Raw genomic sequence first — 26221 nt, forward strand, 5'->3', positions numbered from 1 at the left:
TTAACGGGTGATGGGGGTCAGGCGCAGCAGGTGAATCCGGCGGCTGTCGGCATTGAGGATGCGAAAGCGGTACGGGCCGATCTCGGTGGTTTCGTTGCGCTTGGGCAGGTGGCCGAAGGCGCTCATGACCAGGCCGCCGACGGTGTCGAACTCGTCGTCGGAGAACTCGCTGTCGAAGAACGCATTGAAGTTCTCGATCGGCGTCAGGGCCTTGATCAGGAAGTCGCCGCTGGGCAGCGGCTTGATGTAGCTGTCTTCCTCGACGTCATGCTCGTCCTCGATGTCGCCGACGATCTGCTCCAGCACGTCCTCGATGGTCACCAGGCCCGCCACGCCGCCGTATTCGTCGATGACGATGGCCATGTGGTTGTGGTTGGCGCGAAACTCGCGCAGCAGCACGTTCAGGCGCTTGGACTCGGGCACGAAGGTGGCCGGGCGCAGCAGGTCCTTGATATTGAAGCTGTCGCCGTTCTCCTTGAGGATCAGCGGCAACAGGTCCTTGGCCAGCAATACGCCAAGCACGTCGTCGTGGCTCTCGCCGACCACCGGGTAGCGCGAATGCGCGGCGTCGATCACTGCCGGCAGGAACTCGCGCGGGGTCTGCGACGCCTTGATGCTGATCATCTGCGAGCGCGGCACCATGATGTCGCGCACCTGCAGGTCGGCGACCTGGATCGCACCTTCGACGATGGTCAGGGCCTCGCTGTCGAGCAGCTTGTTCTGGTGCGCTTCGCGCAGCAGCTCGAGGAGCTCCTGGCGGTTTTTCGGCTCATGGGCAAAAGCCTGGGTCAGTTTGCCCAGCCAGGACTTTTGCCCGTTGCTCGATCGATCTTCGCTCATGGCGGTTACTCGTGATCCTTGCAGATATCAGTGTGGGGTGCGTCGTGTTCGTCGTCGGCGTACGGGTCGGGGTGACCCAGTTCGGCAAGCAACGTTCGTTCCAGTGCTTCCATTTCCTCGGCCTCATCGTCGTCGATGTGGTCGTAGCCCAGCAGGTGCAGGCAACCGTGGATGACCAGGTGGGCCCAGTGGGCTTCGAGGGCTTTGCCCTGCTCGGCGGCCTCGCGCTCCACCACCGCCACGCAGATCACCAGGTCGCCCAGCAGCGGGATGTCGAGCAGGTCGTCGGGCACATCGGCCGGGAAGGACAGCACGTTGGTGGCGTAGTCCTTGTGCCGCCAGGTGTGGTTCAGCTCGCGACCTTCGGCTTCGTCGACCAGGCGGATGGTCAGTTCAGAATCGGCACTGCGCTGGCGCAGGGCCAGGGCGCACCATTGGCGGAACTGTTCTTCACTCGGGGCGCTTGCCTGGGTGGCCAGTTGCAGATCGAGCTCAAGCATCGTGCGGTTTGCCTTCGGTCGGGCCCGCCTGTGCATTCTCGAAGCGCTCGTAGGCTTCGACGATGCGCTGGACCAACGGGTGGCGCACAACGTCCTTGGGCTGGAAATGGGTGAAGCTGATGCCCGGCACGTCCTTGAGCACGCTGATGACGTGGGCCAGGCCCGACTTGGTGCCGCGCGGCAGGTCGACCTGGGTGATGTCACCGGTGATCACGGCAGTGGAACCGAAGCCGATACGGGTGAGGAACATCTTCATCTGCTCGACGGTGGTGTTCTGGCTCTCGTCGAGGATGATGAAGCTGTTGTTCAGGGTGCGGCCGCGCATGTAGGCCAGCGGAGCGATCTCGATCACCTGGCGTTCGATCAGCTTGGCCACGTGTTCGAAGCCGAGCATCTCGTACAGGGCGTCGTACAGCGGGCGCAGGTACGGGTCGATCTTCTGGGCCAGGTCGCCGGGCAGGAAGCCGAGCTTCTCACCGGCCTCGACTGCCGGGCGTACCAGCAAGATGCGACGTACCTGTTCACGCTCCAGCGCGTCGACCGCGCAGGCCACGGCCAGGTAGGTCTTGCCGGTACCGGCAGGGCCGATACCGAAGTTGATGTCGTTGCCGAGGATTTCCTTCACGTAGCGCTGCTGGTTGAGCCCGCGTGGGCGAATCATGCCCTTGCGCGTGCGCAGCGAAACGCTGACTTCGTTGACTGCCGGGTTCTCCAGCGCTTCAACGGCCGATTCCTGCAGGAACAGGTGGACCATTTCCGGGGACAGCTCGGTGGCCTTGGTCTCGCGGTAGAGACGGCGCAGCAGCTGCTCGGCAGAGGAGGTCAGTTTGGGTTCGCCGATCAGTTCGAACTGATTGCCGCGGTTGCGGATCTCGATGGCCAGGCGCTGTTCGATCAGGCGCAGGTGCTCGTCGAACTGCCCGCACAGGTTGGCGAAGCGATGAGCCTCGAAGGGCTCGAGGATGAAGCGATGAGGTTCTATGGGTGCGTTCAAGGTCGTTTTTAGCCGCCCTACGGCAATTTGGATGAATTCAAGGATAACCCCACCCGCGCTACGGTGAAAGCGCTGAAACGATCAAGGGTCGCCGGGCCGCTCGTCGGGCCCGGCGCAGGCCCTTATTGCACCAGCGAACCGAACAGCGAATGTGGTCGTGCATCGTCGATATGGATGTCGACGAACTGGCCGATCAGCGTGGGATTGTCGCAGCGGAAGTTGACGATACGGTTATTCTCCGTGCGCCCCTGCAACTGCCCCGGGTCGCGTCGCGAATAGTCGGTTACCAGGATGCGCTGCAGGGTGCCGACCATCTGTCGGCTGATCTCGAAGCCCTGGTGGTCCAGGCGGTGCTGCAGTGCAGCCAGGCGTTCCTTCTTCAGCGCCTCGGGGGTGTCGTCCGGCAGGTCGGAGGCCGGAGTGCCCGGACGCGGGCTGTAGATGAACGAGTAGGAGAAGTCGAAGCCGACCTCGGCCACCAGCTTCATGGTGTTCTCGAAGTCTTTCTCGGTTTCGCCGGGGAAGCCGATGATGAAGTCGGAACTGATGCAGATGCCCGGTACCGCCGCCTTGAGCTTGCGCAGCTTGGACTTGTACTCCAGCACCGTGTGCCCGCGCTTCATCGCCGCCAGCACACGGTCCGAGCCCGACTGCACCGGCAGGTGCAGGTGCTTGACCAGCTCCGGCACCTCGGCGTGCGCCTGGATCAGGCTGTCGGAGAACTCCAGCGGGTGCGAGGTGGTGTAGCGGATGCGGTCGATGCCGTCGACGGCCGCCACCACCCGGATCAGCTCGGCGAGATCGGCCACGCGACCGTCGTGGGTCTGGCCCCGATAGCCGTTGACGTTCTGGCCCAGCAGGGTGACTTCACGCACGCCGTTCTCGGCCAGGTGGATGATCTCGGCCAGCACGTCGTCGAACGGGCGGCTGACCTCTTCGCCGCGGGTATAGGGCACCACGCAGAAGGTACAGTACTTGCTGCAGCCTTCCATCACCGACACGTAGGCGGTGGGGCCGTCGATACGCGGTTCGGGCAGGTGGTCGAACTTCTCGATCTCGGGGAACGACACGTCGACTTGCGGCAGGCGCGTGGTGCGCGCCGCGTCGATCATCTCGGGCAGGCGGTGCAGGGTCTGCGGGCCGAACACCACGTCGACATAGGGCGCGCGCTTGCGGATCGAATCACCTTCCTGGCTGGCCACGCAACCGCCCACGGCGATCACCATGTCGGGCTTGGCGTCCTTGAGCTCGCGCCAGCGGCCGAGCTGGGAGTAGACGCGGTCCTGGGCCCGTTCGCGGATCGAGCAGGTGTTGAGCAGGATGACGTCGGCGTCTTCGGCCCGCTCGGTCACCTCCAGCGCTTGATGTTCACCCAGCAGGTCGACCATGCGCGAGCTGTCATACTCGTTCATCTGGCAGCCATGGGTTTCGATATAGAGCTTCTTGGCCATGCGTGATCATCAGGTGATTCAAAGAACCGCGCATTATAGGGCGCGTGGTCGAGGGTTCCTAGCGCTGTCGTTCGGGCGGCTATGTTATAGTTTGCGGCTTATTTCCCCCTGTGACTGTTCCAGCCCCCAATGACCAAACGCGAAGCTCCCATCTACAAAGTCATCTTTCTCAACCAGGGCCAGGTGTTCGAGATGTACGCCAAACAGATCTACCAGAGTGACCTGTGGGGTTTTCTGGAGATCGAGGAATTCGTGTTTGGCGAGCGCACTCAGGTCGTGGTCGACCCGAGCGAGGAGAAGCTCAAGGCTCAGTTCGAGGGTGTGGTGCGCAGCTTCGTGCCCATGCATTCGATCGTGCGCATCGACGAGGTCGAGCGCCTGGGCACGCCGAAGGTCAGTGAAGCCCGTGGCGTCAGCAACGTGATGCCGTTCCCGATGCCGATGCCCGAGAAGTAACGGCTGCGTTACGGAAGGGGTGCGAAGGGGGTGCGACCGTCGACGGTCTGCAGCTCCAGCAGGTACTTGCGAAAGATCTGGCCGAGTACCTGTGTGGCCATCTCCAGTTCGTCGCGCTGCATTTTTGCCGACACTTCGTCGGCCATGTCCAGCGCGTCTTCAGCGCCGTTCACCGCGGCCATCTTCAGCACGATATAGGCCTGCACGTTGTTGGCAGCGACGCCTTCGCCGCGAAAGAACATGCTGCCCAGGCGATATTGCGCTTCGGCGTGGCCTTGCAGCGAGGCCTGCTCGAAATAGTTGAGTGCCTTGTTCAGGTCTTGCGGGGCGTTCTTGCCGTCGTAATAGAACTCGCCCAGCTCGTACTGCGCCTGTGCGTCGCCGGACTGCGCGGCCTGCTGGCAGCTGGCCAGGGCCTGTTGCAGTTCGTCGGCAGGCGTATTGAGGGTGCAGCGGCCTGCTGCCGGGATCAGCAACGAGTTACCGCCTGCGGTGGCCAGCAGGGGCTGAAGTAGCAACAGGCAGCCCAGTGCGAGGGCGCGGCCGGCGCGGTTCATGGTGATCGACTTACCTCTGCAAAGCTGCGGCCAATGTGTCTGGTGGCACATTATGGGATAAGCAGCGCCCACCTTACAAAGTCTTTACTCGATTTTCTGCCGAGGGAGGAAGGCGGGGAGGCTTGCGGTGGCTGTTCTGGCGTCTTTGCCGGCCAGGCCGGCCCGTGCAGTTTGCATGAGATTGCATGCAACCTGCAGGGGCCGGCCTGGCCGGCGAAGCGGTTTCACAGCTTGGCGAAGGCCCGCTCGGCGGCATCCAGGGTGATCTTCAGCTCGGTCTCGCCGTGGGCGATGGAGGTGAAGCCGGCTTCGAATGCGCTCGGCGCCAGGTACACGCCGCCTTCGAGCATCAGGTGGAAGAAGCGCTTGAAGCGCTCGGCATCGCTGGCCATCACGTCGTCGAAGGTGACGATGTCGTCGGCGCCGCTGAAGTACAGGCCGAACATGCCACCGGCCTGGGTGGTGACGAACGGCACGCTGGCCGCATCGGCGCGCTGCTGCAGGCCATCGAGCAGGCGGCTGGTGAAGGCGCTCAGCTCGTCATGGAAGCCCGGACGGCTGATCAGCTTGAGGGTGGTCAGGCCCGCGGCCATGGCCAGCGGGTTGCCCGACAGGGTGCCGGCCTGGTACACCGGGCCCAGCGGCGCGATCTGTTCCATGATGTGGCGCTTGCCGCCGAAGCAGCCCACCGGCATGCCGCCACCGACGATCTTGCCGAAGGTCGACAGGTCCGGGGTCACCCCGTAGTGCGCCTGGGCGCCGCCCAGGGCCACGCGGAAACCGGTCATCACTTCGTCGAAGATCAGCACCACGCCGTGCTGGTCGCACAGGCTGCGCAGGCCTTCGAGGAAGCCCGGCGCCGGTGGCACGCAGTTCATGTTGCCGGCCACCGGCTCGACGATGATGCACGCCACGTCCTGGCCGACTTCACCGAGCATCTTCGCTACCGCGTCGATATCGTTGAACGGCAGGGTCAGGGTGTGCTTGGCGAACGCCGCCGGCACGCCGGCCGAGCTTGGTACGCCCTGGGTCAGCAGCCCGGAGCCGGCCTTGACCAGCAGGCTGTCGGAGTGGCCGTGGTAGCAGCCTTCGAACTTGATGATGCTGTCGCGACCGGTGAAGCCACGGGCCAGGCGGATCGCGCTCATGGTCGCTTCGGTGCCGGAGCTGACCATGCGCACCATTTCCATCGACGGCACGATCGAGCAGACCAGGTCGGCCATCTCGGTTTCCATCGCGGTCGGGGCACCATAGGACAGGCCGTGGGCCAGTTGCTTGCGCACCGACTCCAGCACGTCCGGGTGGCTGTGGCCGAGAATCATCGGGCCCCACGAGCCGACGTAGTCGACATAACGCTTGTCGTCTTCGTCAGTGACATAGGCGCCTTCGGCGTGCTTGAAGAACAGCGGCGTGCCGCCCACGCTCTTGAACGCACGCACGGGCGAGTTCACGCCACCGGGGATGTGCTTCTGGGCATTGGCAAACAGGGTTTCGGAACGAGACATGTCGGGCTCTCTCAGGCAGATGCGAACAGGGCGTTGAAGGCGCGGGCGCGGCGAGTGACCTCGGCCGTGCTGTCGGCGCCGAACAGGCCGTGAATCACCGCCAGCAGGTCGGCGCCATGGGCGACCAGCGGTGCGGCGTTGTCCAGGGTGATGCCGCCGATCACGGCAATCGGCAATTTGATGCGGCCACGGGCGTCCTCCAGCAGCTGCACGTTGCAGGCCGGGGCGCCGGGTTTGGTGACCGAGTTGAAGAAGCGGCCGAAGGCGACATAGTCGGCGCCTTCGCGGGCCGCCTGCTCGGCCAGGTCCAGCTGGGCGTGACAGGTGGAGCCGATGATCGCGCTGCGCCCCAGCAGGGTGCGCGCCGGGGTCAGCGGGCCGTCGGTCTGGCCCAGGTGCACGCCGACGTCCAGGCGCGCGGCCAGCTCGGCATCGTCATTGATGATCAGGCGGGTGTTGTAGCGCTCGCACAGGGCCTTGAGCGCTTCGGCCTCGCCCAGGCGACGTGCGTGGTCCTGGCTCTTGTCGCGGTATTGCAGCAGGGTCACGCCACCTTCGAGGGCCGCTTCGACGTAGGCAAGAAAGCGGCCAGCCAACAGTTGGCTGTCGGTGATGGCATACAAACCACGTAACTTCATCGTGCAGGCCTCGGGGCGGTCGGTCAGGAACAGAAATCCAGGGGCAGGCGGCGTGGCACGTACTGGCCCTGGCCGAGTTTTTCGGCGTCACGCAGGGTGCGCCAGGTGTAGTCCAGCGCCGAGCGTACCGCGCTGTGCAACTGTTCGCCCAGGGCCAGGCGTCCGGCCAGGGCGCTGGCCAGGGTGCAGCCCGAGCCATGGTAGTCGCCCGGCAGGCGCTGGCAGGTCCAGGTGTGGTGCTCGCCGTCGCGGCTGTACAGGCGGTTGTGAATTTCGTGTTCGTCGCCGTGGCCGCCGGTGATCAGCAGGTGCTTGACGAATGGCAGCAGTTTTTCGGCGCATTCATCGGCACTGCCTTCGGGCAGCTCGGCCAGGATGCGGGCCTCGGGCAGGTTGGGCGTGGCAATCGTGGCCAGCGGCAGCAGCCGTTCGCGCATGGCGTAGCCGACCTCGTCCTTGCCCAGGCGACCACCGCCACCGGCGCGCAGCACCGGGTCGCACACCAGCGGCAGGTGCGGGTGGGCGCTGAGCAGTTCGACGATGGTGTCGACCATGGCCAGCGAGCCAAGCATGCCAAGCTTCACCGCCGCGACGGTCGAGTCGGTCAGCACGGCATTGGCCTGGGCCAGCACCCACTCGCGGTCGAGCACGCGGAAGTCACTGACATTGACGGTATTCTGCACGGTCAGGGCGGTGACGGCCGGGGCGGCGTGACAACCTTGAGCGATCAGGGCTTCGATATCTGCCTGCAAGCCGGCGCCGCCACTGGGGTCGTGGCCGGAGAGACAGAGGACAACGGGGCGGGAGCTGTAGGTATTCATGGTGCGCGAGCTTACCACCAAACGCTTTTGGCGGGTCTTCCAGGCAGGTGGTGTTTTTGATCGACAGGTCAGATTGCATCTCTGATATAGGCTGAAAGCCGCGAGATAGAGCCTCTGAATTGAATTGAAACAACACCGCTGGAAGCGCCGGGAACCTATGCTAGAGTGCTCGCCAATCGATAACAGGTACTGTCGGATTTCGTCGCCTCAAACGGACAGGAGGCCAACGCGACGCGACTGCACATGCCACGCCGGGGCTGTATGCGTAATTTGCTGACTTTCTTGCTGTGCTGTTTGCCACTGTTGGCCAGCGCTGCCGATTTCGACGACACCACCCGGCAGTTGCCGCTGGGCCGCCTGATGCAGGTGTATGAAGACCCCGATGGCAGCGCCAGCATCGCCCAGGTGAGCTCGCCGGACTTCGCCAGCCGGTTCGAGCCGCACCAGGCCGACGTGCTCAACGCCGGCTATTCGACCTCGGTCTTCTGGATCAGGCTCGACCTGCGCTACACCGCCACGGCCCAGGCCGCGCCACGTCACTGGTTGCTGGAACTGGCCTACCCGCCACTCGATTACCTGGAGCTCTACCTGCCCGATGCCGCCGGGCACTACTACCTGGCGCAGCGCACCGGGGATGCCTTGCCCTACGCCAGCCGCCAGATCCGCCAGAACAACTACCTGTTCAATCTGCCGTTCGCCCCCGGCCAGGCGACCACTTTGTACCTGCGCCTGCACAGCGAGGGTTCGGTACAGGCGCCGCTGACGTTGTGGTCGAGCGATGCGTACCTGGAGGCGCAGCCCACGCGGCTGTATGTGCTGGGGCTGATCTACGGCGTGCTGCTGGGGATGCTGGTGTACAACCTGTTCATCTTCATCAGTGTGCGCGACAGGAGCTACCTCTACTACATCCTCTACATCGCCTCGTTCGGCCTGTACCAGGTCTCGGTCAATGGCGCCGGGGTGGCGTACTTCTGGCCGGACCACCCGTGGTGGGCCAACGCCGCCACCCCGTTGTTCATCGGCGCCGCGGGCCTGTTCGGTTGCCAGTTCGCGCGCAGTTTCCTGCAGATGGCCAGCCACAGCCGCGCCTTCGACCGCTTCCTGCAGGGGCTGATGGCCTGTTCGGTGCTGGTGATGGTGATGTCGCTGGCGCAGGACTACGGGATCGCCCTGCGCCTGGCTACCGCGCTGGCGCTGCTGTTCACGGTGAGCATCTTCGCCGCCGGGCTGTTCGCCTGGTGGCGCGGCATGCGCGTGGCACGCTACTTCATCATCGCCTGGTCGGCCTTTTTGCTCGGCGGGCTGGTCAACACCCTGATGGTGCTGGGCTACCTGCCCAATGTGTTCCTGACCATGTATGCCAGCCAGATCGGTTCGGCGCTGGAGGTGGGGCTGCTGTCGCTGGCCCTGGCCGACCGCATCAACAGCATGCGCGAAGAACAGGCGCGCACGCTGCGCGAGGCCGGGCTGACCCTGGAGCAGGCCAACCTGCAGCTGGCGCGCAGCAATCGCCTCAAGGACGAGTTCCTGGCCACCGTCACCCATGAGCTGCGCACCCCCATGAACGGTGTGATCGGCTCGCTGGAACTGATGCAGATGGCCACCAGCGAGCAGGAGCGTACCCCCTACCAGCACACCGCCAACGCTGCCGCGCAGAACATGATGCGCATGGTCGACGACATCCTGATTCTCACCGAGCTCAAGGCCGGTCGCCTGCAGGTGCAGACCGAGCTGTTCAGCGTGCATGGGTTGCTTCACGAACTGCGCGTGCGCTTTCTGCCCAAGGCCCAGGAAAAGGGCCTGTTCTTCAACCTGGACCCGGGCATGGATCTGCCGGACGTGATCCACGGCGACCGGCGCAAGCTGGCCATGTGCCTGAGTTACCTGCTCGACAACGGGCTCAAGTTCACCCATCGCGGCGGCGTGCTGCTCAAGGTGCGGGCCACGCCCATGGGCGTCGATCAGACGAGCCTGACCTTCAGTGTGCGCGACAGCGGTATCGGCTTTCACTGCCTGGACGAGGCAGCGCCCTACCAGCGTTTCTTCCAGGTTGATGGGTCGATGACCCGCGAGTACGGCGGCCTGGGCATTGGCCTGTCGATCTGCCGCAAGCTGGCGCTGTTGATCGATGCACAGCTGAGCCATCAGTCGAGCCCGGGCGAGGGCAGTTGCTTCGAACTGACCCTGACGGCCCGGGTGCCCACCGGCTTTTCCGGGGCGCCCAGATCGGGGCAAATCGCGGCTGATTAGGCGTTTTTGTCACTTTGAGCCGGGGGCGGGGCGTGATTCACTGGGGTCACGTCCGGATCTGCCAGGAGCCCCCGATGAACCTGCACCAGTACGCCGAAACCCACGAAGTCACCAACCAGCCGCCCAGCCTCGACGGCGCCAATCTGTATCGCCTCGACCTGCCGCTGCAGCAATGGTCGCGCCATTACGGCGCGGGCTGGGCCGAGTCGCGCATCGATGCCTACGGCGCGCTGGCCGGTGGGCCGCTGATGGCCGCAGGCTTTCTGGCCAACCAGAACAAGCCGCAGTTCAGCAGCCATGACCGTTATGGGCATCGGATCGATCTGGTGGAGTTTCACCCGGCCTACCATGAGCTGATGCGGACTGCCATCGAGCATGGCCTGCCCTCGCTGCCTTGGGCCGAGCCGCGTGCCGGCGCGCATGTCGCCCGTGCCTCGATGACCTACCTGCACAGCCAGGCCGAAGCCGGTAGCGGCTGCCCGCTGACCATGACCTTTGCCGCGGTGCCGGCGCTCAGGCTGCAACCGGACCTGGCCGAGTACTGGGTACCCAAGGTGCTGGCCACCGCCTACGACCCGCGCAATGTCGGCGACCGGCACAAGGTGGGGGTTACGCTGGGCATGGCCATGACCGAGAAGCAGGGCGGTACCGATGTGCGTGCCAATACCACCCGGACCTACCCGGTGGGCGCGCCGGGGCCGGGCCAGGCCTACGAGCTGGTGGGCCACAAGTGGTTCTGTTCGGCACCGATGTGCGACGCGTTCCTGACCCTGGCACAGACCGACAAGGGCCTGAGCTGCTTTTTGCTGCCGCGCCATCGCCCGGACGACACGCGCAACCAGTTCTATATCCAGCGCCTGAAGAACAAGCTGGGCAACTGTTCGAACGCGTCCAGCGAGGTGGAGTTTCGCGGCGCCCTGGCCTGGATGATCGGCGAGGAAGGCCGTGGCGTGCCAACCATCATCGAGATGGTGGCCATGACCCGATTCGACTGCATGGTCGGCTCCAGCGCGCTTATGCGCCAGGCCCTGACCCAGGCCGCGCACCACTGCGCCCACCGCACGGTCGGGGGCCGGGTGCTGGCCGAGCAGCCATTGATGCAGAATGTGCTCGCCGACCTGGCCCTGGAAAGCGAGGCGGCGCTGGCCCTGAGCCTGCGCATGGGGCATGCGCTGGACCAGCCCGACGACCCGCACCAGGCGCGCTTTGCGCGGCTGATGACGGCGGTGGGCAAGTACTGGATCTGCAAGCGCGCGCCGGCCATGATCAACGAGGCCGCCGAATGCATGGGCGGCGCCGGTTACGTGGAAGAGAGCATCCTGCCCCGGCTGTACCGCGAGGCCCCGGTCAACTCGACCTGGGAAGGCTCGGGCAACGTGCAGTGCCTGGACGTGTTGCGTGCCCTTTCCAAGGAGCCCGGTGTACTGGACACGCTGTTCGCGGAGCTGGGCGATGGCCATGGCGACCCGCGTCTGGCCGCACACATCGGCAACCTCAAGTCGGCCTTCGCCGATACCGGCGACATCCAGTACCGCGCCCGCCAGCTCACCGAGGACATCGCCCTGGCGGTGCAGGCCAAGCTGTTGCTGGAGGCCGGCAACGCGGCGGTCAGTGACGCCTTCATCGGCAGCCGGCTGTCCGGCAGCGGCCGGGTCTACGGCACGTTGCCGCGCGGGGCGGACGTGGCGGCGCTGGTGCAGCGGGCCACACCGAACTGGCCGCTCTAACGTGCGTGCCTTTGCCGGCGGATATAGGCAAGATGGGCCCATGCATGTCAGACAGACAGGAAGTACATTGTGAGCCGTACCGATGAAACCTTCGTTGTCGTGGAAACCGCCGAGCAAGCCGTCGACCAGTTGGCCGCCTTGCACGAATCCGCCACCGCCGCACTGAGCCAGGCGCTCAAGCGCTACCTCAAGGACCGCACCGAGCCCAATGCGGCCGAGCGCGCACAGTTTCGTTACCCCGAACTGCGCCTGACCTACCAGTATCAGGGTGACGTACCGGTGATCACCCGGGCCTACGCCAAGGTTCAGTTGCCGGGCACCTACAGCATCACCGTGACTCAGCCGGCCGCGTTTCGCGGCTACCTGCTGGAGCAGCTCGGGCCCTTGATGCGCGACTTTACCGTGACGGTCGAAGTGGGCCTGAGCGAGCAGAACATTCCCTACCCCTATGTGGTCGAGCAGGGCGATGAACTGGCCGGCACCGGCATCACCGCTGCGGCGCTGGCGCGGGTGTTCCCCAGCACCGACCTGTCGGCGGCCACCGACGGCATCGCCGACGGGCTGTATGACTGGGCCAACGTCGACCCGCTGCCGCTGGCGCTGTTCGACGCGGCGCGGGTCGATTTCTCGCTGCGCCGGCTGGTGCATTACACCGGCAGCGACTGGCGGCATGTGCAGCCATGGATCCTGCTCACCAACTACCACCGCTATGTCGACCAGTTCATCACCCACGGCCTGGAGCAACTGCGCCAAGACCCGCGCTTCGTGCGCATGGTGCTGCCGGGCAACGTGGTGATCGAAAAGGCCATGGACAATGGCGAGGCCCAGGCGCTGGTGGCCGGGGTGGTGTGGCACCGCTACCAGATGCCGGCGTATCACCTGATTGCTGCCGACGGCCATGGCATCACCCTGGTCAATATCGGCGTGGGCCCGTCCAACGCCAAGAACATCACCGACCATCTGGCGGTGCTGCGCCCGCACTGCTGGCTGATGATCGGCCACTGCGGCGGCCTGCGCCAATCCCAGACCATCGGCGACTACGTGCTGGCCCACGCCTACATGCGCCGCGACGGTATCCTGGACCGTGTGCTGCCGCCCAATATCCCGATCCCGGCCCTGGCCGAGGTGCAGTTGGCGTTGCAGGAAGCGGCGGCGCAGGTGACCGGCGAACGTGGCGACGAGCTGAAAAAGCGCCTGCGCACCGGCACCGTGCTGACCTACGACGACCGCAACTGGGAGCTGCGCTGGGCCCAGGAGCGCCCGTTGATCAACCTGTCGCGGGCCGTGGCAGTGGACATGGAAAGCGGCACCATCGCCGCCCAGGGCTACCGCCTGCGCGTGCCCTACGGCACCTTGCTGTGCGTGTCCGACAAGCCGCTGCACAGCGAGATCAAGCTGCCGGGGGCGGCCAACGCCTTCTACAACCGGGCGGTCAGCCAGCACCTGAAGATAGGTATTGCGGCGCTCGACCTGCTGCGCACCGAACTGAACTCGCTGCACTCGCGTAAACTGCGCAGTTTCGACGAGCCGCCGTTCCGCTGAGGCCCCATGCCGTTACCCCCCCGTTCCAAGCCGCGGCCCGCCGCGGCCAAACCCGCCGGCCCGCGTCGCCAGGCCAAGGCGCCGCCGGCCGCGCCGCGCCTGCTCCTGTTCAACAAGCCCTTCGACGTGCTGACCCAGTTCAGCGACGGCGAGGGCCGCGCCACCCTCAAGGACTTCATCGATGTACCGGGCGTATACCCGGCCGGGCGTCTGGACCGCGACAGCGAAGGGTTGTTGCTGCTGACCAATGACGGCCAGTTGCAGGCGCGCATTGCCGACCCCAGGCACAAGTTGCCCAAGACGTACTGGGTACAGGTGGAGGGCGAGCCGACCGAGGAGCAGCTGCAGCGCTTGCGCGAGGGTGTGCAACTGAATGACGGCATGACCTTGCCGGCCCAGGCGCGTCATCTGGAAGAGCCGCAACTGTGGCCGCGCAACCCGCCGGTACGCTTTCGCAAGAGCGTGCCGACCGCCTGGCTGGAGTTGGTGATCAAGGAAGGGCGCAACCGCCAGGTGCGACGCATGACCGCGGCGGTAGGCTTGCCGACCCTGCGCCTGGTGCGCGTGCGGATCGGCGACTGGAGCCTGGATGGGCTGGACCAGGGCTGCTGGCGCGAGGTGCCGGCGCGGCGCTAGACGCCTTCGATGAAGCCGATGACCACGCTCTTGATGACGAAGGCGAGAATGCCCAGGCCCAGCACGAAAAACAGGATGAAGGTGCCGAACTTGCCAGCCTTGGATTTTTTCGCCAGGTCCCAGACGATGAAACCCATGAAACCAATCAGGATGGTGACCAGGATGGTCATCATCCATTCTTCGAACAACGCAGGATCCATCGATCTTCTCCGCCAGGTTGAAGCGCGCGATTATACGCCCGGCCCGCAGCGCTGACTAACGCAGGTGCGTAAGGGGCAGCTCGGTGCTGGCCAGCACCTGGTTGAGCACGAAGCTCGAACGCACGCTGGTGACGCCTTCGATGCGGGTCAGGTGGCCGAGCAGCAGCTTCTGGTAGTGGTCCATGTCTGGCACCACTACCTTGAGCTGGTAGTCGGCATCCATGCCGGTGACCAGGCTGCACTCCAGCACCTGGGGCAGGCTGCGGATGGCGGCCTCGAAGGTTTCGAAGCGCTCGGGGGTGTGTCGGTCCATGCCGATCAGCACGTAGGCGGTGAGGCTCAGGCCCAGCTTCTTGCGGTCGAGCAGGGCGACCTGGCGCGAGATGTAGCCATCGTCCTCCAGTTGCTTGACCCGCCGCGAGCAGGGCGAGGGCGACAGGCCGATCCGTTCGGCCAGTTCCTGGTTGGAGATGCGCGCATCGCGCTGCAGTTCGGCAAGAATGCTCAGGTCGTATCGGTCGAGCTTGCTCATGAATGAAGCCTTTTCTGTTTCGATTGCTGCGGATTATCAATCCTTAGTTAAAAATTGCGCAAGTAATGTTTTGTTGAGCAATTTTCGCAATCCTCTGTCGCAGCGCTTGCCTATGATGGTCAACAGAATCACTGCCCGGACACATGTCCACAGCGGCGGCCCCAATCAGGGGCGCTGCGGCCAGCAACCCCACCGGGTTGTGCTCGGCCCCCGGGCTGCACACTGTTCACAAGACAGCGTGAGGTGAGCCGGCGTCACAAGCGCCGAGCACGGACGAAAATCTCGAAGGGTGGCCTCAGGGTCACCCTTTTTTAATGTCCGCAATTTCATCTGGCGCCTGCTGGCGCGTGGCAGGCGGCCTGATAGAGTAGGCCATGAATGCCAGCGGGAGAGAAACAGCATGAAGTCGCGCATCTGGCAGTTGACAGGTGTTGGTCTGCTTTGCCTGAGCCTGGGCGCACAGGCCCAGGACGAGCGTCGCGGACCACAGCAGGACCCCAATGGCGGCGAGCGCCCGCCTGCGTCCTCGCCGCTCAACGCGCGCCCGGACGAGGTCCGCCAGACCCAGCCGCCACGCCAGGGGTACTATCAGGACGTGCCGCGGCGCAATGACGCCAATCAGCACTGGCAGGCCGGCGGGCCGGGGCAGCGCCCTGGCGAAGGGCACGGCAATGGCTGGGGCCCCGGGCCTCAGTATCGGCCGGGGCACACCATAGACCGCTTCCCGGAACCGTACCGGCGCGTGCCGTATCGTGGCAGTGACTACTACTATTCCGGTGGCTACTGGTATCGCCCGCAGGGGCCGCATTACGTGGTGGTGGCGCCGCCTTACGGGGTACGGGTGAACTACCTGCCCGACTATGCGCGGCAGGTGTGGGTGGGCAGTGCGCTGTTCTTTCTGGCTGCAGGCACCTATTACCAGTACCTGGACGACAGCCGCGACTATGTGGTGGTAAGCCCGCCGGTGGCTGCGGCGCCGGCGCAACCGGGCAATAGCTATGACGTGATTGCCTACCCGGCCAACGGGCAGTCGCCACAGCAGGTCGATCAGGACCGCTACCAGTGTCACCGCTGGGCGGTGCAGCAGACCGGGTTCGACCCGGCATCGGCGACCTACGCGCCTGCGGCGCAGGTGACGGACACCTATCGACGGGCGCTGGGGGCGTGTTTGAGCGGGCGCGGTTACAGCGTCAACTGAAGCGCAACAGCTTCGCCGGCAAGGCCGGCTCCTACACGCACAGCGTGAATCCCGTAGGCGCCGGCCTTGCCGGCGAAGGGGCTGCTGTGTCACTCCACCGGGTCGGCATGCACCAGCACTTCGGCCTTGGGGTACTCCCGGCGGATCGCCGCCGCTGCCGCATCGCACAGCACGTGGGCCTCGGTCAGCGTCAAGGTGCCCGGCAGCTCCAGGTCCACCTGCACGAACCAGCGGTTGCCCGACACCCGGGTGCGCAGGTCATGCGCGCCCTGCACGCCAGGCACCGCGCACACCAGTGTCATCATCTGCTCGCTCACCTCGCCGGGCAGCTCCTTGTCCATCAGGATGGCCGAGCTTTCACGGGCGATCTGCAAGGCACTCCATAGAATGTACAGCGCGATGCCCAGGCCAAAGTACGCATCCACCTGTGGCCAGCCGAACCGCGCCAGCACCAGCGCGACCAGGATGCTGGCATTGAGCAGCAGGTCGGAGCGGTAGTGCAGCGAGTCGGCGCGCACGGCGGTCGAGCCGGTGAGGCGCACCACCCTGGCCTGCACCATCAGCAAGGTGACGGTCAGCCCCAGCGACAGCAGCATCACGACAATGCCCACCGTGGCATCACCCAGCGGCGTGGGATTTTTCAGGCGTTCGACCGCCTGTACGCCGATCAGTACCGCACTCCCCCCGATGAACAGTGCCTGGGCCATGCCGGCCATTGCCTCGGCCTTGCCGTGCCCGTAGCGATGATCGTCATCGGCCGGGCGCAGGGCATAGCGCACCGCCAGCAGGTTGAGGAACGAGGCCACGCCGTCGAGCATCGAGTCGGTCAGGCCGGCCAGCAGGCTGACCGAGCCGCTGAGCCACCAGGCCACCGCCTTGCTCACGATCAGGATGCTGGCGACCCCGAGCGAGGCATTGGTCGCCAGGCGCAGCAGGCGGGCGTGTTCGGCGCTGGTGTTCATCGGTCGTCCTTGTGCGGGCGGTCAGGCGGCGGGCTTGAGGCCGTACATCGCTAGTTGTTCAACGCTGCCCTTGTGCTGGATCAGGCGCGGGTCGTTCAGCGGCAGGCGCTGGCCCAGCTCGCTCTCCAGGATGGCCTGCAGGCGCACCTTGTCGACCTTGCCATCGGCAGCGATGGCCTTGTTCAGCGTGTGCGGGTCGACCTGGGCGGTCTTGCCGCCGGGCAGGTAGATGGCACCGGTGGCAAAGTCGACGCCGAAGGCGATCAGCCCGGGGATCACGTAGAACAGGATACCGATGGCATCCAGCGCCACGATCACCGGGTCGACCTTGCCTTCGATCTGGCCGCGACGGTCGGGGAAGAACAGGGTGCCGCAAGCCGTCAGCTGGGTCAGCAGGGCAGCAACCACGGCACCGCCGATAAGGCGTGAAGGAATACGCATGTGAATCTCCGCAAAGTAGGCCGCACCGCTACCGGCGAAATGCCGGAGGGTGCAGCTAAGACCATGATAAGGCAGGCTCGGTTCGCCGTTATACTCGGCCGATTGTTCGAGGGCTACCATGAATTCATTACCGATCGATGCCGTGCTGCCGGCCTTGCGCACCGCTTTACAGCAGCGCCACGAAGCCGTGCTCGAGGCACCGCCGGGCGCCGGCAAGACCACCCGCGTGCCACTGGCCCTGCTCGATGAGCCGTGGCTGGCCGGCCAGCGCATCCTGATGCTCGAACCGCGCCGGCTGGCTGCCCGCGCGGCAGCCGAACGGCTGGCCAGCGAACTGGGCGAGGCGGTGGGCGAAACCGTCGGTTACCGCATTCGCCTGGACAGCAAGGTCGGCCCGCGTACCCGCATCGAAGTGGTCACCGAAGGCATCCTCACCCGGCGCCTGCAGGACGACCCGGCGCTGGACGGGGTGGGCCTGTTGATCTTCGACGAATTTCACGAGCGCAGCCTGGATGCCGACCTGGCCCTGGCCCTGAGCCTCAACGGCCGCGAGCTGCTGCGTGATGAGCCGCCGCTGAAGATCCTGCTGATGTCCGCCACGCTGGAAGGGCAGCGCCTGTCCGCGTTGCTCGACGACGCCCCGGTAATCAGCAGCGAGGGGCGCATGTACCCGGTGCAGATGCGCTGGGGGCGGCCGTTCCAGCCCGGCGAGTTCGTCGAGCCGCGGGTGGTCGACACGGTGTTGCAGGCGCTGGCCGACGAGCCGGGCAGCCTGCTGGTGTTCCTGCCTGGCCAGGCCGAGATCCGCCGTGTGCACCAGGCCTTGCAGGAGGCCCTGGGTGAGCGACGCGAGATCCTGCTGTGCCCGCTGCACGGTGAACTCGATCTCGCGGCCCAGCGCGCCGCCATCGAGGCGCCGGCCGCGGGCCTGCGCAAGGTGGTGCTGGCGACCAACATCGCCGAAACCAGCCTGACCATCGACGGCGTGCGGGTGGTGATCGACGCCGGGCTGGCGCGGGTGCCGCGTTTTGACCCCGGCAGCGGCATGACCCGCCTCGATACCCAGCGCATCTCGCGCGCCAGCGCCACCCAGCGGGCCGGGCGCGCCGGACGCCTGGAACCGGGCGTGTGCTATCGGCTGTGGTCCGAGGCCCAGCATGACCAACTGGCTGCCTACGGCAGCGCCGAGATCCTGCAGGCCGACCTTGCCGGGCTGGCCCTGCAATTGACCCGCTGGGGCGTGGCCCCGGCGCAGCTGTGCTGGCTCGACCTGCCACCGGCGGCGGCCTATGCCCAGGCCCAGGACCTGCTGGTGCGCCTGGGGGCGCTCAGGCCGGGGCAGTTGCTGGCGCTGACCGAGCATGGTCAGGCCATGGCCGAGTTGCCGGCACATCCGCGCATCGCACACCTGCTTTTGCGCGGCCAGGACCTTGGCCTGGCACAGATGGCCTGCGATGTGGCGGCACTGCTGGGCGAGCGCGACATTCTGCGCGGGGCGGGTGCCGACCTGCACAGCCGACTGGCCCTGCTCAGTGGCGAAACCCGTGCAGCCCGAGGAGGGCAGGGCGGGGTGCAGCGGGCGCGACAACTGTCCCGTCAGTACCGCAGCTACCTGCGCGGCAAGGCCGGCGCGGCCGTGGCCGACCCCGAACATTCCCGCTGGCTCGGTGCCCTGCTGGCGCTGGCCTATCCCGACCGGGTCGCTCAGCAGCGCCGTGCCGGCGGCGCCGAGTACCGGTTGGCCAACGGGCGTGCGGCGCTGTTCGGTGAGGCCGACGCGCTGATGAAGCAACCCTGGCTGGTGATCGCCGACCTCGGCAGCCGCCAGGGGCAGCGCGAAGAGCGCATCTACCTGGCGGCCGAATTCGACCCGGCGCTGTTCGACGACGTGCTCGCCGAGCAGGTGCGCCACGTGGATCAACTGGACTGGGACGAGCGTGAGAACGTGCTGCGTGCCGAGCGCCAGCGCAAGGTCGGCGAACTGGTGCTCAGCCGCGAGCCGCTGACCGGGCTGGGCGAGGATGCGCGTGCGCGGGCGCTGCTTGACCTGGTGCGGCGCAAGGGCCTGGAGCTGCTGCCCTGGACCCCGGAACTGCGCCAGTGGCAGGCGCGGGTGGCGCTGTTGCGCGGGCTGGATGTTGCGGCGGCAGGCCAGAGCGAATGGCCGGACCTGAGCGACGCGGCCTTGCTGGCCAGCCTTGAGCACTGGCTGCAACCCTACCTGGGCAAGGTCACCCGGCTCAGTCATTTTGCCCAGCTCGACCTGTCGTCCATCCTGCGCAACCTGCTGCCCTGGCCGCTGCCGCAGCGCCTGGACGAATGGGCTCCGGTGCACATCGGCGTGCCCTCGGGTTCCAACATCCGCCTGGACTACAGCGAGACGCCGCCGATTCTGGCGGTGCGCTTGCAGGAACTGTTCGGCCTGGCCGAAACCCCGCGCATCGCCCAGGGCCGCCAGCAGGTGTTGCTGCACCTGCTGTCACCGGCACGGCGCCCGGTGCAGGTGACCCAGGACCTGGCCAATTTCTGGCGCAGCACCTACGCCGAAGTGAAGAAGGACCTCAAGGGCCGCTACCCCAAGCACTACTGGCCGGACGACCCGCTGGTGGCCGAAGCCACCGCGCGGGCCAAACCGCGCAAGTAGCCGCTAGGGCGGCGTCGGCAACAGCAGGCGCGCGCTCAGCGGCAGGTGATCGGAAATCTGCAGGGTGTCCTGCTGCAGCACCCGGGCGCTCAGGCGCTGCAGCTTGGGGCTGTGGAACAGGTAGTCCAGGGTGCGGTCCGGGCCGTTCAGGCGCGGGTCGTTGGGGTAGTGGGTCAGCCAGGCGCTGCGCTCGGCGCCACCGGCTTCGGCGTTGCTGGGGATCATCGGATACTTGTCCCACAGCAAGTGCAGGTCGCTGTCGGCGCCATAGTGCTGGCGCTGCTCGGGGGTGAGCCGGCGGTACTGGCCCAGCGGCAGCAGGTTGAAGTCGCCACCGATCAGCCACGGCGTGCCCTGGCTTTCCAGCTTGTCGAGCAGCGCGCCGAGCTGGCGCACCTGCTGGCGCTGGATATCGCTGCCGGGAACGAAGGGCGCCAGGTGGGTGTTGAGCACCGCCAACGAGCCGCCATCACGCAGCGGCAGGTAGCTGGCCAGCACCGCGTGTTGCGGCTGCAGCAGGCGGCTCAGGGCGTTGTCGGGGGCCGATGGCAGGGCCAGGCGTTCGGCCTGCTGGATGGGGTAGCGGCTCAGGGTCGCCAGGCCGCGGCCGACGCTGCCGAACACATGCCGGTCGGGCACGAAGTCCGCCTTCCAGTCGTAGGCCTGCACCGCACAGGGGTAGAGGTCGGCCAGACGCTCGCGCAGCAGGGCCAGCTGGTCCTGGTAGGCGCTGGCCTTGGCGTTGGTGTCCAGTTCCTGCAACAGCACGATGTCGGGGTTGTCGGCGCGGATCACCCGCGCCACCTCGTCGAGGTTGAACGCCAGGTCCTGTTCGGTAGGGCGGGTGTCACTGCCCCGGCCTTCGTCATACCAGAACACGTAGCCCTTGCCGGCCAGGTACTGGATGTTCCAGCTCATGACCTTGAGCATCTGGCCCGGCACCAGCGGCGTGGCCGTGCCACGGCAGGCCACCGGCAGGGCCTCGCGCGGCTCGGGTTGCCAGCTCAGGTGACTGGCCAGCAGCCACAGCAGGGCAAGTATCAGCAGCAGGGTCAGCAGGGCATTGCGCAGTAGTCGGATCATCGGCTCGGCTTGGCGTCGCAGGTGAACCCGCAGCATACCCGAGCCGTTCGTCGCCTGCTTGGTTCAGCTCGGGTCGCGGGCCAGCGGCGGCTCGGTGACCAGCATGAACATGCGAAAGCTCACCAGGGTGCTGAACAGGGTGAGGAAGCCGTTGAAGCTGCCCACCAGCAGTTCCAGCCACAGCTCGGGCTCTTCGCCGATCAGGCTGCGGGTCAGCGCATCGATCAGCCATAACGGGATCATGGCCACGATCATGCACACCAGGATCTGCCAGAAGTGGCCCTTGCACAGCTCGAAGCTCTGACGCATGGCCGGCAGCGGTTGCAGGCCGCGCAGCACCAGCAGGTACTCGGCGAACACCAGGTTGACCATCACCCAGATGCCCGGAAGGATGAACAGCGCGCAGCCGGCCACGATCAGCAGCAGGCAGACGATCATCAGCAGCGCGAACGAGGGCCACAGGCGCAGCGACATGGCCAGCAGGTCGCGCTTGCGCGGCTCTTCACCTTGGCTGCGGGCGTCCAGGTAGAGGATCAGTGCGCCGCTGTAGAGCGGGTAGAACACCAGGCCCAGCAGCATGCCGTAGGCCAGGGTACGGGTCTGGCTGCCGAACTGTGCATAGATCGCCTGGGCCAGCAGCGTTTCGATGACGATCAGCGGCAGGCACAGCTTGGCGATGCTCAGCAGGTGGCGGCGGAAGAAATACAAGGAGTCTTGCAGAACGCTAAGCGGATTCATCAGTCGATATCGCAGTGACAGAGCAGGCCGCTACTTTAGCCCAGCGGTCGAACCTGAACAAAGTTTCATGCCGCGGGCCGATTGAATCGCCCATGCTGGAACCCCATCTAGTGCTCACCTGTAATCCCCCGGCTATCCAGTGAGGTCGCCCCATGAACCACGAAGAACAAACCTTGATCGACGGCCTGTTCGGCCGCCTCAAGCAAGCCGAGAGCGAAGGCGCACCGCGTGATGCCCAGGCCCAGGCGCGCATTGCCGAGCACCTGCAGCAACAGCCGTCGGCCCCTTACTACATGGCCCAGGCGATTCTGGTGCAGGAGGCCGCGCTCAAGCGCCTCGATGAACAGAACAGGCAATTGCAGGCCGATCTGAACCAGGCCCGCGCACAGGTGGCGGCCACTGCGCCGAGCAGCGGCGGCTTCCTGTCGAGCATCTTCGGCGGGGGGGCACGGCAACCCGAGCCGCAGCCGCAGCGCGCGGCCCAGCCGGCCCCGGCACCTGCCACCAGTGGTGGTGGCTGGCGTGAACCGGCCAGCGGCTTTGGCGGGCCCGGCGTGGCCCCCCAGCAGCAGGGTTCCAACGCCGCGCCCCAGGCCGCACCGGCCCGCGGCGGCGCCAGCAGCTTTCTGGGCGGTGCACTGCAGACCGCCGCCGGCGTGGCAGGTGGGGTGATGCTGGCGCAGGGCATCAGCAGCCTGTTCGGCCATCATTCGTCGCAGCCCCAGGAAGTCACCGAGATCATCAACGAAGCGCCGGCACCAGCCAGCGACAGCGGCTGGGGCGGTAACGACGAGCAGCGCCTGACCGCCGACAACGGTGGCTACGGCAATGATCAGGGCGGCTTCATGGACACCGACTACGGTGACGATGGCGGCGGCTTTTTTTCGGACGACGATTCCTTCGTCTGAGCCGCGCACATACCCGTACTGCCGTCAGGCTGGCATACTGGGCGCCGAAACGGCCCCGGTATGCGGGGCCGGCCCCTGGCGTGACGAGGAAGTGCGGTGAAGAAGATTGCGGTGTTCGCCGATGTCCAGAACCTCTACTACACCGTGCGCCAGGCCTATGGTTGTCATTTCAACTACGCCGCCTTCTGGGCGCACGTCAGCCAGGACGGCGAGATCGTCGAGGCGGTGGCCTATGCCATCGACCGCGGCGACAGCAAGCAGCAGCAGTTTCAGCAGATCCTGCGCAACCTCGGTTTCACGGTCAAACTCAAACCCTATATCCAGCGCAGCGACGGCTCGGCCAAGGGCGACTGGGACGTGGGCATCACCCTGGACGTGATCGACGCCGCCTCGCGGGTCGACGAAGTGGTGCTGGCCTCCGGCGATGGCGATTTCGACCTGCTGCTGGAACGGGTGATCAACCGTCATGGCGCCGAAGCGGTGGCCTATGGCGTACCGGGGCTCACCGCCAACTCGCTGATTCGCGCCGCCACCCGCTATGTGCCCATCGAAGGCGCACTCCTGCTCAAGCACTGAGAGCTACCCGAGGTTTTTGTGGAACGTATTGCGGTCATCGACTTTGAAACCACCGGCATCTCGCCGGGTGCCTACTGCCGCGCCACGGAAGTGGCGGTGGTGATGCTCGAACGCGGGCGCATCGTCGATCGCTACCAGAGCCTGATGAATGCCGGCGTGCCGGTACCGGCCTTTGTCGCCGGGTTGACCGGCATCACTACCGCCATGCTGCGCAGTGCGCCGGCCAATGCGCAGGTGATGAACGAGGTGGCCGAGTTCGTCGGCAGCACGCCCTTGCTGGCGCACAACGCCTCGTTCGACCAGAAGTTCTGGGACTACGAACTGAGCCTGATCGGACGCTCGCGGGTGCAGTCGTTCGCCTGTTCGATGCTGCTCTCGCGGCGCCTGCTGCCGGCTGCGCCGAACCACAAGCTCGGCACCCTGACGCGCTGGGCCGGGCTGCCCGACACCGGCACCGCTCACCGGGCCATGGCCGATGCCGAGATGGCCGCCAACCTGGCCCAGCACCTGGCCGGCGAACTGCGCCAGCGCCACGGTATCAGCGAGGTAACGCACCCGCTGTTCTGCAGCCTGCAGAAGGTTCCGGCAGCCAAGGTTGCCGAAACCCTCAAGCGCTACCGCTAGGCTTTCTTGCCGTTGCTGTCGAGCTGGCCGAGCGGCACCCGTCGCTCTACCGCGCTGGACAGGATGATCGAGGTCTTGCTGAACCCGAACTGCGCCACGTGGTTGATCAGCTCTTCGAGTTCCGGCATCGAGCCGACCGCCGCCTGCATGATCACGCACGGATCACCGGTGACCCGGTGGCACTCGGTGATCTGCGGGATACGCGCCAGGTCCTCATAGGTCTGCTGGTTGCCGTGGCTGGCCAGGCGCAGCTCGATCACGCACTGGATCGGCAAGCCGATCCGGCTCATGTCGACCTTGGCCTGGTAGCCGGTGATGACCCCGCTGGCCTCGAGCTTGGCCACTCGCTCGGCCACTGCCGGGGCCGACAGGTTGACCTTGCGCGCCAGTTCGGCGAAGGAGGCGCGGCCGTTGTCGAGCAAGGCGGCGAGGAGCATGCGATCGTACTTGTCCATGGGGCGTGGGTACCAGGTGTTGAAACGATGGCGAAACGGGCAAACATCCGTTTTTTCGAAAGTCTGGTGGCCGTATAAACAGGGTTTGTAACTTAAAATTACCCGTTTGGCTTTCTAAACTACAGCTCCAAAACCCTGATTTCGAGCCTCCCATGCCTGCCTCCCGTCGCTTTCCGCTGGTGCTGATCGGTGCCTTCCTGGCCTTGTACCTGGTGTGGGGGTCGACCTATCTGGTGATCCGCATCGGTATCGAGTCGTGGCCACCGCTGCTGATGGCCGGGGTGCGCTTTCTGATTGCCGGCAGCCTGCTGTATGGCTTTCTGCGCTGGCGCGGGGTGCCGGCGCCCAGCTGGGCGCAATGGAAGGCCGCCGGGGCCATCGGCATATTGCTGCTCAGTTGCGGCAACGGCGGCGTGACCCTGGCCGAACATGCGGGCGTGGCGTCCGGGGTCGCAGCCCTGGCGGTGGCGACCGTGCCGCTGTTCACCCTGGTGTTCGGGCGATTTTTCGGGCACCGCAACACGCGTCTGGAATGGGCCGGTATCGGCCTTGGCCTGGCCGGCATCGGCCTGCTCAACCTGGGCTCCAACCTGCAGGCCAGCCCGCTGGGCGCGGCGCTGATCCTGTTTGCTGCAGCGTCCTGGGCCTTCGGTTCGGTGTGGAGCAAGAGCCTGCCGCTGCCGGCCGGGCCGATGGCCAGTGCCGCCGAAATGCTGGTGGGCAGCGCGGCGCTGCTGCTGGGCAGCGCGCTCAGCGGTGAACGCATGACCCAGATGCCGACCGCTGCCGGCTGGGGGGCGTTGCTCTACCTGGTGTTCTTCGGTTCGATCCTGGCCTTCAGTGCCTACATGTACCTGCTCAAGCATGTGCGCCCGGCGGCGGCCACCAGCTATGCCTACGTCAACCCGGCGGTGGCGGTGCTGCTGGGCATCCTGTTCGCTGGCGAGCAGATCGGCGTGGAGGAGTGCGTGGCGATGGCGGTGATCATCGGCGCGGTGGTGTTGATCGGCGTTCCGCAATGGCGCAAGGTGCCGGCCAGCGTAGCCACCCCGGCTGACGCCTTGAGGGGTGAGTTGTCCAAGTGAAGCGTCGTATTGCCATGGCAGGCTTGTTGGTTGGGATGCTGTCCGGTTGTGATGAACAGGAAGTCGGCCTGGAGTTTCAGGTATCGGTTATCGACAATTACGCCCACGGCCATGCAGACCGGTATTACGCCGAAGCGGTCCGTAACCTGCTGGCCGAACAGCAGATCGACCTGGCCCGAGTGGAAATGTGGGCCGATGACGAGACTCCTTGGGTGGTGAACCTGCGCATGCCAGGCGACGTATTGACCCCGGCGCGGCGTGAGACTCTGCAGGCAACGGTCGACGCCGTGCTGGCTGCGCGCCAGGCAGTCACCGGCAACGTCACCCTGACCCTGGCGGATCAACCTGACCAGCCGATCGCGTTGCGGTTGGCCTTCCCCAACGATGTCGCGATCAAGAGCCATCCTACGCTCAGCGAAGCGATGCGCTCGCTGATCGAGAACACGGCGCGTGGCGAGGTCGATTGCCGGGTCCCGGTGAGGCTCAGGGCCAACCTGCCCTTCGAGGTGCTCGACTACAGTCAGGGCGTGATGACGCTGCGCACCCCGGACCAGAAGCTCAGGCGCACGCCGGTTCGCCTGGAATTCGCTGATGGCGGGTTGCGTAGTCAGGTAGCGCGCGGCCAGGTAGCCGTCAGCTTCAGCCGCGAGAAGGACCGCGACCACATGATCTTCGAACTGGGGTCGCTGGGCATGCACAGCTGGACGCCGATGTCGGCGCGCGATTCGAGCCTGAACGAGATCTACGGCCTGTGCCGTTCGCGCGCCAGCCAGCTGGGCAGGCCGCTGTCGCTGTTTGTCGGCAATGGCCTGGATCGCCTGACGTACGTGTACCTGCCGCCTGTGGATTGAAGCTCGG

27 protein-coding genes are annotated in these 26221 nt (G+C 65.9%); 12 read left to right on the plus strand and 15 right to left on the minus strand.

Annotated elements, in window-relative coordinates; genetic code table 11:
* The 4 genes from JZZ72_RS03705 to miaB form a co-directional block, all read right to left on the minus strand.
* Positions 1-840: an HlyC/CorC family transporter gene (locus tag JZZ72_RS03705; RefSeq protein ID WP_043863890.1), complete on the minus strand. Its 840-nt coding sequence runs from the start codon at positions 838-840 to the stop codon at positions 1-3.
* Between the two features lie 5 nt (positions 841-845).
* Positions 846-1340, minus strand: a complete 495-nt coding sequence (ybeY, locus tag JZZ72_RS03710; protein ID WP_043863889.1) for an rRNA maturation RNase YbeY — start codon at positions 1338-1340, stop codon at positions 846-848.
* Positions 1333-2334 carry a PhoH family protein gene (locus tag JZZ72_RS03715; protein WP_043863888.1) on the minus strand — a complete coding sequence of 334 codons (1002 nt, stop codon included), beginning with the start codon at positions 2332-2334 and terminating at the stop codon, positions 1333-1335. The genes ybeY and JZZ72_RS03715 overlap by 8 nt, the downstream gene beginning before the upstream one ends.
* Before the next feature lie 122 nt (positions 2335-2456).
* Positions 2457-3785: a tRNA (N6-isopentenyl adenosine(37)-C2)-methylthiotransferase MiaB gene (gene miaB, locus JZZ72_RS03720; protein WP_043863887.1), complete on the minus strand. Its 1329-nt coding sequence runs from the start codon at positions 3783-3785 to the stop codon at positions 2457-2459.
* Positions 3786-3914: 129 nt separating this feature from the next.
* Here miaB and JZZ72_RS03725 point away from each other — a divergent pair, with 129 nt between their 5' ends.
* Positions 3915-4241, plus strand: a complete 327-nt coding sequence (locus JZZ72_RS03725) for a DUF1820 family protein (protein WP_043863886.1) — start codon at positions 3915-3917, stop codon at positions 4239-4241.
* 8 nt (positions 4242-4249) lie between these two features.
* Here the strand turns inward: JZZ72_RS03725 and JZZ72_RS03730 are convergent, their stop codons facing one another.
* The 4 genes from JZZ72_RS03730 to JZZ72_RS03745 all read right to left on the minus strand — a co-directional run bounded on the left by JZZ72_RS03730 (position 4250) and on the right by JZZ72_RS03745 (position 7762).
* The gene (locus tag JZZ72_RS03730; protein ID WP_043863885.1) at positions 4250-4798 is read right to left on the minus strand and encodes a tetratricopeptide repeat protein; all 549 of its coding nucleotides are present in this window, start codon (positions 4796-4798) and stop codon (positions 4250-4252) included.
* Between the two features lie 224 nt (positions 4799-5022).
* The gene (gene hemL / locus JZZ72_RS03735; RefSeq protein WP_054916347.1) at positions 5023-6303 is read right to left on the minus strand and encodes a glutamate-1-semialdehyde 2,1-aminomutase; all 1281 of its coding nucleotides are present in this window, start codon (positions 6301-6303) and stop codon (positions 5023-5025) included.
* An 11-nt stretch (positions 6304-6314) separates the two neighbouring features.
* Positions 6315-6941, minus strand: a complete 627-nt coding sequence (gene thiE, locus JZZ72_RS03740; RefSeq protein ID WP_210014050.1) for a thiamine phosphate synthase — start codon at positions 6939-6941, stop codon at positions 6315-6317.
* Between the two features lie 23 nt (positions 6942-6964).
* A complete protein-coding gene (locus JZZ72_RS03745; RefSeq protein ID WP_054916370.1) occupies positions 6965-7762 on the minus strand; it encodes a hydroxymethylpyrimidine/phosphomethylpyrimidine kinase in 798 nt (265 codons plus the stop codon).
* Positions 7763-8023: 261 nt separating this feature from the next.
* On the opposite strand from JZZ72_RS03745, the gene JZZ72_RS03750 reads away from it, so the two are divergent.
* The 4 genes from JZZ72_RS03750 (at position 8024) to JZZ72_RS03765 (ending at position 13917) form a co-directional block, all read left to right on the plus strand.
* On the plus strand, positions 8024-10012 hold the full coding sequence (locus JZZ72_RS03750) for a sensor histidine kinase (RefSeq protein WP_210014051.1): 1989 nt from the start codon (positions 8024-8026) through the stop codon (positions 10010-10012).
* Positions 10013-10086: 74 nt separating this feature from the next.
* Positions 10087-11739: an acyl-CoA dehydrogenase family protein gene (locus tag JZZ72_RS03755; protein WP_210014052.1), complete on the plus strand. Its 1653-nt coding sequence runs from the start codon at positions 10087-10089 to the stop codon at positions 11737-11739.
* Between the two features lie 69 nt (positions 11740-11808).
* Positions 11809-13281, plus strand: a complete 1473-nt coding sequence (amn, locus tag JZZ72_RS03760) for an AMP nucleosidase (protein ID WP_043863881.1) — start codon at positions 11809-11811, stop codon at positions 13279-13281.
* A gap of 6 nt (positions 13282-13287) precedes the next feature.
* On the plus strand, positions 13288-13917 hold the full coding sequence (locus tag JZZ72_RS03765; protein ID WP_043863880.1) for a pseudouridine synthase: 630 nt from the start codon (positions 13288-13290) through the stop codon (positions 13915-13917).
* On the opposite strand, the gene JZZ72_RS03770 is transcribed toward JZZ72_RS03765, so the two are convergent.
* Together JZZ72_RS03770 and JZZ72_RS03775 are read right to left on the minus strand one after the other, a co-directional pair.
* Positions 13914-14117, minus strand: coding sequence for a DUF2788 domain-containing protein (locus JZZ72_RS03770; protein ID WP_043863879.1), 204 nt, complete (start codon positions 14115-14117; stop codon positions 13914-13916). The genes JZZ72_RS03765 and JZZ72_RS03770 overlap by 4 nt on opposite strands.
* A gap of 55 nt (positions 14118-14172) precedes the next feature.
* Positions 14173-14649: an Lrp/AsnC family transcriptional regulator gene (locus tag JZZ72_RS03775; RefSeq protein WP_043863878.1), complete on the minus strand. Its 477-nt coding sequence runs from the start codon at positions 14647-14649 to the stop codon at positions 14173-14175.
* Positions 14650-15049: 400 nt separating this feature from the next.
* Between JZZ72_RS03775 and JZZ72_RS03780 the strand changes: the two genes are divergently transcribed.
* Positions 15050-15847, plus strand: a complete 798-nt coding sequence (locus JZZ72_RS03780; RefSeq protein WP_210014053.1) for a DUF6515 family protein — start codon at positions 15050-15052, stop codon at positions 15845-15847.
* 89 nt (positions 15848-15936) lie between these two features.
* Here the strand turns inward: JZZ72_RS03780 and JZZ72_RS03785 are convergent, their stop codons facing one another.
* Entirely contained in the window at positions 15937-16809 is an 873-nt protein-coding gene (locus JZZ72_RS03785) for a cation diffusion facilitator family transporter (protein WP_210014054.1), read from the minus strand.
* 21 nt (positions 16810-16830) lie between these two features.
* On the minus strand, positions 16831-17250 hold the full coding sequence (locus tag JZZ72_RS03790; protein WP_043863875.1) for a hypothetical protein: 420 nt from the start codon (positions 17248-17250) through the stop codon (positions 16831-16833).
* Positions 17251-17368: 118 nt separating this feature from the next.
* On the opposite strand from JZZ72_RS03790, the gene hrpB reads away from it, so the two are divergent.
* On the plus strand, positions 17369-19894 hold the full coding sequence (gene hrpB, locus JZZ72_RS03795; protein WP_210014055.1) for an ATP-dependent helicase HrpB: 2526 nt from the start codon (positions 17369-17371) through the stop codon (positions 19892-19894).
* Positions 19895-19897: 3 nt separating this feature from the next.
* On the opposite strand, the gene JZZ72_RS03800 is transcribed toward hrpB, so the two are convergent.
* Both JZZ72_RS03800 and JZZ72_RS03805 read right to left on the minus strand, forming a co-directional pair.
* Entirely contained in the window at positions 19898-20977 is a 1080-nt protein-coding gene (locus JZZ72_RS03800; protein ID WP_210014056.1) for an endonuclease/exonuclease/phosphatase family protein, read from the minus strand.
* 63 nt (positions 20978-21040) lie between these two features.
* Positions 21041-21715, minus strand: a complete 675-nt coding sequence (locus JZZ72_RS03805) for a hypothetical protein (protein ID WP_043863873.1) — start codon at positions 21713-21715, stop codon at positions 21041-21043.
* Between the two features lie 152 nt (positions 21716-21867).
* On the opposite strand from JZZ72_RS03805, the gene JZZ72_RS03810 reads away from it, so the two are divergent.
* The 3 genes from JZZ72_RS03810 to JZZ72_RS03820 all read left to right on the plus strand — a co-directional run bounded on the left by JZZ72_RS03810 (position 21868) and on the right by JZZ72_RS03820 (position 23823).
* Positions 21868-22623 (plus strand): DUF2076 domain-containing protein, encoded by a 756-nt coding sequence (locus tag JZZ72_RS03810; RefSeq protein WP_210014057.1) that lies wholly within the window; start codon positions 21868-21870, stop codon positions 22621-22623.
* A 96-nt stretch (positions 22624-22719) separates the two neighbouring features.
* Complete coding sequence (locus tag JZZ72_RS03815; RefSeq protein WP_043863871.1) at positions 22720-23199, plus strand: LabA-like NYN domain-containing protein; 480 nt, start codon at positions 22720-22722, stop codon at positions 23197-23199.
* Between the two features lie 18 nt (positions 23200-23217).
* Positions 23218-23823 (plus strand): 3'-5' exonuclease, encoded by a 606-nt coding sequence (locus JZZ72_RS03820; protein ID WP_088513874.1) that lies wholly within the window; start codon positions 23218-23220, stop codon positions 23821-23823.
* Here the strand turns inward: JZZ72_RS03820 and JZZ72_RS03825 are convergent.
* Complete coding sequence (locus JZZ72_RS03825) at positions 23820-24278, minus strand: Lrp/AsnC family transcriptional regulator (RefSeq protein ID WP_043863869.1); 459 nt, start codon at positions 24276-24278, stop codon at positions 23820-23822. The genes JZZ72_RS03820 and JZZ72_RS03825 overlap by 4 nt on opposite strands.
* A gap of 152 nt (positions 24279-24430) precedes the next feature.
* Between JZZ72_RS03825 and yedA the strand changes: the two genes are divergently transcribed.
* Positions 24431-25363 carry a drug/metabolite exporter YedA gene (gene yedA, locus JZZ72_RS03830; RefSeq protein WP_210014058.1) on the plus strand — a complete coding sequence of 311 codons (933 nt, stop codon included), beginning with the start codon at positions 24431-24433 and terminating at the stop codon, positions 25361-25363.
* On the plus strand, positions 25360-26214 hold the full coding sequence (locus JZZ72_RS03835; protein WP_210014059.1) for a hypothetical protein: 855 nt from the start codon (positions 25360-25362) through the stop codon (positions 26212-26214). The genes yedA and JZZ72_RS03835 overlap by 4 nt, the downstream gene beginning before the upstream one ends.
* Positions 26215-26221: the final 7 nt, after the last annotated feature.

It is taken from the genome of Pseudomonas palmensis, from assembly GCF_017848315.1.
Taxonomy (GTDB): domain Bacteria; phylum Pseudomonadota; class Gammaproteobacteria; order Pseudomonadales; family Pseudomonadaceae; genus Aquipseudomonas; species Aquipseudomonas palmensis.